This is a genomic window from Treponema endosymbiont of Eucomonympha sp., from assembly GCF_001028545.1.
Window position 1 is genome coordinate 1 of record NZ_BBPW01000220.1, and the last position, 1,000, is coordinate 1,000.

Sequence of the window (1,000 nt, forward strand, 5' to 3'; positions counted from 1 at the left end):
ACAAAAGGGGGCTGAACAGCAAATTACATTTGGTAGTTGACGAGTACGGGATACCGGCAAGCGGCATTGTGACAAGCGGTACTATCGCGGATTGTAATCAAGCGCCTCTCCTTATGGAGGATTTGGAGGCGGAAGCGTTCCTCGCAGACAAGGCGTATGACACGAACGAACTGCTCGATATGCTTAAGGAAGCGGATATAGCAGCAGTCATCCCTCCGGTTAAAAGCCGAAAAGAGCAGAGAGCGTACAATCATGAACTGTATCGGGCGCGGCACGTCATTGAAAACGTCTTCCGTGCCCTCAAGCGCCGGCGGGGAATTGCTACGCGCTATGCAAAGCTCACCGCTTCCTTCATCGCCGCTATTCATGTCAGGTGTTTATTCCTCTACCTTCCAGTCCACACTACCTAATCCAGCCGGTAATGCCGTCGCCACGCGCCGCCGAGAAAACGCGCGGCGAAGACCGCCCCGCGCACCGCCCAGTCGGCGTACATGGCAACCCACGTGCCCACCACGCTCCAGTCGGTGTACCGCGCGAATACGTGGCTCAAGCCGACGCGCACCAGCCACATAGACAGCATGGACACCGTCATAGTGAATTTGGCGTCGTTTGCGGCGCGGAGCGCGTTCGGCAGCGCGAACGACGGCGGCCAAATCAGCATTGCGCACAGGCAGTGAGACATATATATGCGCAGGGCGAACGCCTCCGTGTCATCTTCCAGTCCGAAGACCGCGATTACCGGGTGCGCGGTGAGCAGCAGCACGATATTGACGGCGACCATTGCAATATACGTGCCTGCCATGAGCCGGCGGACATAATACGCCGCCTCGTCCGGCTTGCCCGCGCCGAGGCACTGCCCCACGACGATGAGCACTGCCGCGCCGACCGCGCTGCCGGGCAGGGTGCTCAGCAGGGCGAGGTTGCCGACGGCGGCGTTTGCGGTGAGGGCGGGCGTGCCGAACGCGGCGACCAGCGTGAGCACCAGTATCTTGCCGAGGTG

Annotated in this window: 2 protein-coding genes; one reads left to right on the forward strand and one right to left on the reverse strand. The window is 60.4% G+C overall.

The genetic code is table 11. The annotated features are described in order from the left end of the window. Window positions 1-11: 11 nt before the first annotated feature. Window positions 12-410, forward strand: coding sequence for a transposase (locus tag AWU74_RS06095; protein WP_306701028.1), 399 nt, complete (start codon window positions 12-14; stop codon window positions 408-410). On the opposite strand, the gene AWU74_RS06100 is transcribed toward AWU74_RS06095, so the two are convergent. Further along, window positions 407-1,000 (reverse strand): MATE family efflux transporter (locus AWU74_RS06100; RefSeq protein WP_306701026.1); only part of this gene is annotated, 594 nt, incomplete at its 5' end. The genes AWU74_RS06095 and AWU74_RS06100 overlap by 4 nt on opposite strands.